Here is an 8,166-nt window from a genome sequence, read left to right as displayed (position 1 = left end):
CGCGAATCCTGCAACGAATCCTTGACGACGAAATCCGCCACGTCCGGTTCGGTTCAATGCATTTCGCCGCAGTCTGCAACCGGCTCGGCGAATCCCCCGAGAATCATTGGAAAACCTTGGTTGCCCGTCACTTTCGCGGGGCCATTAAGCCACCGTTCAACGACTCGGCGCGCCTTGAAGCCGGTCTATCGCTCTCCTTCTATGGCGGGGTTGCAAGTTGAAAGCCCACCTGTCTAACCAATGAACAAGAGAAGGCGGGGGGCCGACCATCTCGAACAGACATACACTCGGTTTCAGGCCCGTTGGGTCGCCGGGTCGCAAATTTAAGGTAGGTTTTGAGTGGTCGCGATCGAAGTCCTTGCCAAGATGAAGGTGGCTGCTGGCGCTCTCGCCGCGTTTGCCGCCCTGGCTTTCGGAAATCCCGCCCTGGCCAACAGCGCTGCCGCCAGCGCCGACGTCACCGCACCGCTCCGGGCCGCACAGGGCGCCAAGCCCGCCCAGACCGGCGATGAAGAATTCCGCAGCCTCTACGCTGGCTGGACCGATCCCGCTGCCGCCAACTCCGTGATGCCTTCGCTGGTGACGCCGGCCACCGGTTCGCTCGCCGCGGTGCCGACCTCGGCCACCATGCGCCCCACCACCGTTTCGATCCCGTCGCGCATGCCGGTTGAAGGCGCCGCGCTGACCAGCGGTTACGGGATGCGCACCCACCCGATCCTGGGCGGCCGCCGCCAGCACAAGGGTATCGACCTGGCCCAGCCGGTCGGCACCCCGGTCTACGCCACCGCCGACGGCTACATCAGCCGCGCGGACTGGTTCTCAAGCTACGGCCTGTTCATCAGCATTGAGCATGGCGCCCAGATCGAAACCCGTTACGGCCACCTTTCGCGTCTCAACGTCGCTGCCGGCCAGTACGTTCACAAGGGCGACGTGATCGGTTACGTCGGCACCACCGGCCGCTCGACCGGCCCGCACCTGCACTACGAAGTCCGCATCGCGGGCACCGCCGTCAACCCGATCCCCTACCTGCAGGGCCTCGGCACCGCGAAGCTTCCGGCTGGCGAAGCCGCCAGTGCGATGGGCGACGGCGAAGACGAATAAGGCAGACAAGATCGAAATCCGCGCACCGGACGAAAGATCCGGGCCGGCACCAGCTTCGGGAGGATGCTGGAAAACGGGCGACGGGAAACCGTCGCCCGTTTCTGTTTGCAGATTCTTGCGCGCATTTTTGCACGGAGCCTGCATTCGCACCGCTTTTTCTTTTGCGGCCATTTAATCGTTCGGTTAAACACCTTGCCAAAGCAGGCCATCACGCGGCCGCGTTGGAGAGAGAGAACCGATGCACCCTTCAGTCCACGCCCGGACCAATGCCGACAAGCCCGCCGTAATCATGGCGTCGAGCGGCGAGACGATCACTTACCGTGAACTCGACAAGCGTTCGAACCAGGTTGCCCAGCTGATCCGCTCAAAGGGCATCGGGATTGGCGAGACCATTGCAATCTGCATGGAAAACCACCCCTGGTATTTCGGCGTGGCCTGGGGCGCGCAGCGCGCGGGCGTCCATTTCGTGTGCATCTCAAGCCGCCTGACCCCGCCCGAAATCGCCTACATCCTGGGTGACAGCGGCGCAAAGCTGCTGTTCGGCTCGGCCTACCTTGGCGCAACGCTTGACGAAGTCGCCGGCTTGGCCCCCGACGTGCCGCAAGTGCGCTTTGACACGCCCGGCGCGCTGAGCGCCGAAGACGCCCTTGCCGCCATGCCCGACACCCCGATCGCGGACCAGCGTGCGGGGGTCGACATGCTCTATTCCTCGGGCACCACCGGCAAGCCCAAGGGCGTCAAGATTCCGCTGCCGGTCGATCCCGATATCGCGCAGATGAACTCGCTGGTCGGCCTTGCCAACATGGCCTTCGGGATCCAGGGCGATGCCGTCTACCTCTCGCCCGCTCCGCTCTATCACGCCGCGCCCTTGCGCTGGTGCATGACCGTCCACAAGCTTGGCGGCACCGTGGTGGTGATGGAAAAGTTCGATCCGGAACACGCGCTGCAATTGATCGAAAAGTACAAGGTCACCGACAGCCAGTGGGTGCCGACCCACTTTGTCCGCATGCTCAAGCTCGATGAAGACGTGCGCAAGAAGTACGACGTCTCGAGCCTCAAGTGCGCGATCCACGCCGCCGCGCCCTGCCCGGTGCCGGTCAAGCATGCGATGATCGAATGGTGGGGCCCGGTACTCTACGAATATTACGCCGGGACCGAAGGCAACGGCTTCACCTTCATCACCAGCGCCGAATGGCTGGAGCGCCCCGGCTCGGTCGGCCGCGCGCTGACCGGCACGGTGCGCGTCTGCGACGAAAACGGCGATGAAGTGCCGCGCGGCACCGAAGGCCAGATCTTCTTCGAACCCGCCGAAGACGCCGTGCCGTTCGAATACCACAACGATCCGGTCAAGACCGCGGAAAGCCGGAACAAGCATGGCTGGTCGAGCCTGGGCGACGTCGGGATCGAGGATGAGGAAGGCTATGTCTTCCTGACCGACCGCAAGAGCTTCATGATCATCTCGGGCGGGGTCAACATCTACCCACAGGAAATCGAGAACCTGCTGGTGCTGCACCCCAAGGTGGCCGACGCCGCCGTGATCGGCGCGCCGGACCCGGATTTTGGCGAACGCGTTGTCGCCGTGGTCCAGCCGGCGAACATGGCCGATGCCGGCCCCGAGCTTGCCGACGAGCTGACCGCCTATCTGCGTCCGCAGTTGTCGGGCGTGAAGATGCCGCGCCAGATCGACTTTCGCGAAGAGCTGCCGCGCGAACAGACCGGCAAGCTCTACAAGCGGCTGCTGCGCGACGAATACAAGGCCGCTTACGAGGCTGCGCAGGCAGCCTCCTGACCTGATCGACAAGCATGGCCCAGGCGCCTGAGAGCGCCGGGCCGGGAGAACCGCAATGAACGCCCCCATCGCCTCGCCCGAGGCCGCTCTCGCCGTGATCGATCCCAAGTCCTATGCCGACTGGGATCCGCTGCTCGACCTGTTCGACGAGCTGCGCGCCGTCAGCCCGGTGACCCGGATCGAAAGCCCCAGCGGCGATCACGACCCGTTCTGGCTGGTGACGGGCTATGACGAGGTGATGAAGGTCAGCAAGGATAACGCGACTTTCCTCAATGCCCCGCGCGCGACGGTGTTCACCAACAAGACCGGCGAGCAGTTCGCCCGCCAGATCACCGCGCAGCAGGGCGAGGAAAGCCCCAACCTCGTCTCCTCGCTGGTGGTGCTCGATGCGCCCAAGCACCCCAAGCTGCGCCGTCTGACGCAGGAATGGTTCATGCCCAAGAACCTGCGCACGATCGAGGCCGACATCCGTGCGCTGGCGAAGAAGACTGTCGACCGTCTGGTTGCCGCCGGACCGGAAGCGGACTTTGTGCCGCTGGTGTCGGCCCCCTATCCGCTCCACGTGGTTATGCAGATTCTTGGCGTGCCGGAAGAGGATGAACCCCGGATGCTGTTCCTGACCCAGCAGATGTTCGGCGGGCAGGACGAAGACCTCAACAAATCGGGCATGGCCGACCTCACCCCCGAACAAATCTTCCAGATCGTGCGCGGCGCGGTGGCCGATTTCGAGGCCTATTTCGAAGGCCTGGCCGCCCAGCGCCGCGCCAATCCGACCAGCGATGTGGCAACTATCCTCGCCAATGCGGTGATCGACGGCGAACCGATCACCCCGCGCGATCTCGCCGGTTACTACATCATCGTCGCTGCCGCCGGACACGACACCACTTCGGCCTCGACCGCCGGGGCGATGCTGGCGCTGGCGCAGGATCCGCAGCAGTTCGCCCGCGTGAAGGCCGATCGCAGCCTGGTTCCCGGCATCGTCGAGGAAGCGATCCGCTGGACCACCCCGGTGCAGCACTTCATGCGCACCGCATCGAAGGACGTCGAACTGGGCGGCGTGCAGATCAAGGCCGGTGACTGGCTGATGCTCAACTACGTTGCCGCGAACCACGATCCCGCGCAGTTCGATGAACCGCGCAAGTTCGACGCCGCGCGCGATGCGAACCGCCACGCCGCCTTCGGCGCGGGCGCGCACCAGTGCCTGGGCCTGCACCTGGCGCGGCTCGAAATGCGGATCCTGATCGAGGCGCTGCTCGACCGGCTGGAAAGCGTGGAGCTGGCCGGTCAGCCGCTGCGCGCCAAGAGCACTTTCGTGGGCGGTCTCAAGACCTTGCCGATCCGCTTTACCGCGAATTGATTTGATCTGAGCTTGTCCGACGTGCTTTCCTTGGGGAATGAAGGCACGCCGGACAGGGACCTTGGCCGCTGGCGCCGCAGTAACTGCGGCAGCACTCGCCCTGTCACAGCCCGCCGCTGCCAAGGCCCCGCGCGGCACCCATGTCTGCATGGCGGCTACCACCTATGATCTGGGCGAGATTCGCGTCAGCCAACTGGTGACGCGCAGTGGGCAGCCGGTGGGTGGCGAAGGCGTGCTTTACAGCCCGGCCATGTCGGCCGAAGTGGCGGCGCCATTCATTGCGTTGCTGCGCGAGGAACTGCCCGCGCGCATGGCAGATCCCGCAAAGTTCTGCACCCCGGTCGAGCAAAGCGAGGAACAAAAATACCTGCGCTTTGTCTGCGACGACGAGATCTGGAAAACAGACACGGAGCTCTATTCGATCAGCGGCGATGGCAGACTGATGTCCTATAACCGCAAACTGGCAGGCGGGATCGAATTCCAGCTGTTCTGGGGCGTTCCCGGCACGTTCGACGGGCCGATCGGCGCGCTTTGGAGAACGGATCACTACGATTTTCTGCAGCTCGGCATCACCAAGGGAGGAACAGAGCGCCTTCCGCTCTACTTCACCATGGCCAGTCCCTGGGGCAGCGGCAGCTACACTCGCCGGATAGGGAACGGACCTTGGGAGAGCAAATACGACGAGGCGGGTCAGGCTCGGGTTGGCAACCACGTCTTTCGCGACTGGTCGACCAGAAGCACCTTGCTCGTCCTTTATCCCGATGTGCAGGAAAAGCTCCTGCAATCACCCGGCGATTTCGAAATCACGGCCTACCGCGTTTCAACGGGAGTTGCCGCACAAGACACGCTCCCGCGCGACATTCTGGGCATTCTCGATAGCCAGTTCAAACAAGGCTATGCGCGTCTTTTGGAACGCCAGCGCGCACCGCAACAAAGGTGCAAACGGGTGGAAGAACAAGACGCCCCGCCGATCATTATCGTCGATTAGGCTTGGCTTGCCGCCAGCGCAGCCGCACGGCGTTCGCGCCAGATGGTATGGAGCGTCCAGGTCGCCGCGACGCAGACCGGGCCAAGCACCACCCCATGCGCCCCGAACAGCGCCAGCCCGCCGACAATTGCCACGAACGAAACAAGCGAGTGCATTTCAAGCCGTTTGCCGACCAGCACCGGGTAGATGATATTGTCGATCAGGCCGACCACCAGCACGCCCCACAGCGTCAGGATGATCGCTGATGCGAAATCGCCGCCAATCGCGAGGGCGAGCGCGGTCGGTGCCCAGACCACGAAGGCGCCAAGGAACGGCACGATCGCCAGTACGCCCATGATGATCCCCCAGAAGGCCGGGCTGGGTAGATCGAGCCACCAGAACATCAGCCCGGCCAGCGCGCCCTGCAACAGCGACACGGCGACCGTGCCGTAGAACGCGGCATAGATCGTATTGCCGACCGTTTCGGACAGGCGGTCGAACTCGGTGCGGGTCAGCGGCAGGATCGTGGCGAGCCCGCTGCGGAACCGCGGCCCGTCGCGCAGCAGGTAGAACAGGAAATAGAGCGTCAGCAGCAGCGTGACGATGCCATTGACCGAACCCTGGATCAGGCTTTCGCCCCACCCGCCGACGCGCGCCGCAACCGACTGCAGCACCAGGCCGAAATCGACATTGGCCGTGGCCCACTTGACCGCAGGAGCCAGCCATTTCTGGCTGCGGGCGACCGACTGCCAGTGCGTTTCCGACAGGATCTCGTTGGCCAGCACCGCCCCGCCCAGCAGTTCGCGTACCAGAGCATCGAACACGAACAGCATCGGCGCGATGATCGCAACCGCCACGGCCACCACGCCGAGCGTCGCACTGGCCCAGGCCTGTCCGCCCAGCAGACTGCGCAGCCGCCGCTCAAGCGGACTGGCCAGCAGCGCCAGCACCACAGCCCAGACCAGCGCCGGCATGAACGGCTGGACGATCAGCGCACACAGCACCACCCCGCCGATCACCAGCGCGGTCAGCCACAGGCCGCTGCGCTGTTCGGGACGAAGTGCCTGCCGCCGGTCCATGCCGTCAGCCCTAGCGCCCGGTGAAGCGCGCGGGACGCTTTTCAAGGAACGAGGTTACGCCTTCCTTGAAATCCGCGCTCGCGAACAGCGGGAGGAGCTGCAGGTAAACGTGCTGGACGTGGGTGGGGAACGGCTCGTCCAGCCCCATGCGCATCATTCGCTTCGATGCGCGCACCGCCATCGGCGCGTTGGCGGCGATTTCGAGCGCCAGCGCGCGCGCCTCGGCGGCCACGGCATCGGCGGGGACAACCCGGTTGGCAAGGCCCTCGGCAAGGCAATCTTCTGCCGAAAGAGTGCGGCCGGTGAAGATGATCTCGCTCGCCTTGGCCCAGCCCAGCATGCGCGGCAGGAACCAGGTACCGCCTGATTCGGGCACCACGCCGCGCTTCACGAAGGCGGCGGCAAGCTTGGCATTGTCGGCCATGATGCGGATATCGCAGCCCAGCGCCAGATCCATGCCGTAACCGGCGGCCGAACCGTTCAATGCACAGATCACCGGCTTGTCGATCTCGAACAGCACGGTCGGCGGCGTATTGCGCAGATCGAGCGTGTCGGCAAAGCTGCCCTGCCCGCCGATCCCCTCGCCGCTCGACGCCTCGTTGAGATCGAGCCCGGCGCAGAACGCACGGCCCGTGCCGGTCAGCACGATCACCCGCACGTCCTTGTCCTGATTGGCGCGCACCAGCGTCTGGGTCAGTTCGTCGAGCATCTCGCGTGAGATCGTGTTCATCCGTTCCGGACGGTTGAGCGTGATCGTCGCGATATGCTCCGAAACGGCGTATTCGAGTGCTGGCACTGGCCCTGATCCTTCCCTGATTGTTCTGTCCCCGCGCACTCTAGGCAGGTGGGGCCTCAGGGCAAGGGCAGTTGCGTCCTATTCGGCCAGTAGCCGCTTGGCGATCTCGCGCACTTCGTCGGCGATATCCTCGCGTTGCAGGGCAATCGCCAGCGTCGCCTCGATAAACCCGGTCTTCGAGCCGCAGTCATAGCGCTTGCCCGCAAAGGTCACGGCATGGAACGGCTGGCTCCCGATCATCCGGGCCATTGCATCGGTCAGCTGGATCTCGCCGCCCGCGCCCTTTTCCTGCCCCTCGAGCACCCGCATGACTTCGGGCTGGAGGATATAGCGGCCCGAGATGATCAGGTTGGAAGGCGCATCTTCCCGCTTGGGCTTTTCGACCAGGCCCTTGACCTCGGTCAGCGCGCCCTTTCGCTCGCCCGGTGCAATCACACCGTAGCTGGAGACTTCGTCTTCCGGCACTTCGAGCACCGAGATGAGGTTCCCGCCAACCTCGTTATAGGCCTCGACCATCTGCTTCATGCAGCCGGGTTTGCCGATCATCAGTTCGTCGGGCAGGAAGATCGCGAAGGGTTCATCCCCCACGATCGCGCGCGCGCACCAGATCGCGTGGCCCAGCCCCAGTGGCACCTGCTGGCGCACGGCAACCAGGTTGCCGGGTTGGATCCGCGTCGGCTCCAGGATTTCGAGCGACTTGGCGCGCTCGGTCATGGTGGTTTCAAGTTCGAAGGCGTGATCGAAATGTTCGACGATCGCGGTCTTGCCCCGCCCGGTCACGAAGATCAGCTGTTCGATCCCGGCCTCGCGCGCCTCGTCAACGGCATACTGGATCAGCGGCCGGTCAATGATCGGCAGCATTTCCTTCGGGATCGCCTTGGTCGCAGGAAGAAACCGGGTGCCCATCCCGGCGACGGGAAACACGGCTTTCTTGATCGGCTTGCGGGGGGAAGTGCTTGTCATTGCTGTTGTTCTAACCAGTCCCTGTTGCAGTGCTGTTAAAGCCGGTTCGATGCTGCGATGCAACAGTGCACAACAGATCCCCGCAACATGTGCATAGCGATGCACGGCGCTTGC

Annotated in this window: 8 protein-coding genes; 5 read left to right on the top strand and 3 right to left on the bottom strand. The window is 64.2% G+C overall.

Going from position 1 to position 8,166, the window contains the following annotated elements:
- The 5 genes from ACE3SN_RS15095 to ACE3SN_RS15075 form a co-directional block, all read left to right on the top strand.
- Positions 1-221 (top strand): DUF455 family protein (locus ACE3SN_RS15095; RefSeq protein ID WP_374531387.1); only part of this gene is annotated, 221 nt, incomplete at its 5' end.
- Between the two features lie 145 nt (positions 222-366).
- On the top strand, positions 367-1,101 hold the full coding sequence (locus tag ACE3SN_RS15090; protein WP_374531388.1) for a M23 family metallopeptidase: 735 nt from the start codon (positions 367-369) through the stop codon (positions 1,099-1,101).
- Between the two features lie 238 nt (positions 1,102-1,339).
- Positions 1,340-2,890: an acyl-CoA synthetase gene (locus tag ACE3SN_RS15085; protein ID WP_374531385.1), complete on the top strand. Its 1,551-nt coding sequence runs from the start codon at positions 1,340-1,342 to the stop codon at positions 2,888-2,890.
- A gap of 55 nt (positions 2,891-2,945) precedes the next feature.
- Positions 2,946-4,247, top strand: coding sequence for a cytochrome P450 (locus ACE3SN_RS15080; RefSeq protein ID WP_374531383.1), 1,302 nt, complete (start codon positions 2,946-2,948; stop codon positions 4,245-4,247).
- A gap of 37 nt (positions 4,248-4,284) precedes the next feature.
- On the top strand, positions 4,285-5,235 hold the full coding sequence (locus tag ACE3SN_RS15075; protein WP_374531381.1) for a hypothetical protein: 951 nt from the start codon (positions 4,285-4,287) through the stop codon (positions 5,233-5,235).
- Here ACE3SN_RS15075 and ACE3SN_RS15070 read toward each other — a convergent pair.
- The 3 genes from ACE3SN_RS15070 to galU all read right to left on the bottom strand — a co-directional run bounded on the left by ACE3SN_RS15070 (position 5,232) and on the right by galU (position 8,052).
- Positions 5,232-6,293 (bottom strand): AI-2E family transporter, encoded by a 1,062-nt coding sequence (locus tag ACE3SN_RS15070; protein WP_374531379.1) that lies wholly within the window; start codon positions 6,291-6,293, stop codon positions 5,232-5,234. The two genes, ACE3SN_RS15075 and ACE3SN_RS15070, sit on opposite strands and share 4 nt — an antisense overlap.
- Before the next feature lie 10 nt (positions 6,294-6,303).
- Positions 6,304-7,089, bottom strand: a complete 786-nt coding sequence (locus ACE3SN_RS15065; RefSeq protein ID WP_374531377.1) for an enoyl-CoA hydratase/isomerase family protein — start codon at positions 7,087-7,089, stop codon at positions 6,304-6,306.
- 78 nt (positions 7,090-7,167) lie between these two features.
- Positions 7,168-8,052, bottom strand: a complete 885-nt coding sequence (gene galU, locus ACE3SN_RS15060) for a UTP--glucose-1-phosphate uridylyltransferase GalU (protein WP_374531375.1) — start codon at positions 8,050-8,052, stop codon at positions 7,168-7,170.
- Between the last annotated feature and the right edge of the window lie 114 nt (positions 8,053-8,166).

It is taken from the genome of Novosphingobium sp. (genome assembly GCF_041915465.1).
In the GTDB taxonomy this organism is placed as follows: domain Bacteria; phylum Pseudomonadota; class Alphaproteobacteria; order Sphingomonadales; family Sphingomonadaceae; genus Novosphingobium.
Note: the sequence above shows the minus strand (reverse complement) of the source record. Positions and strands in the feature narration are given on the sequence as shown.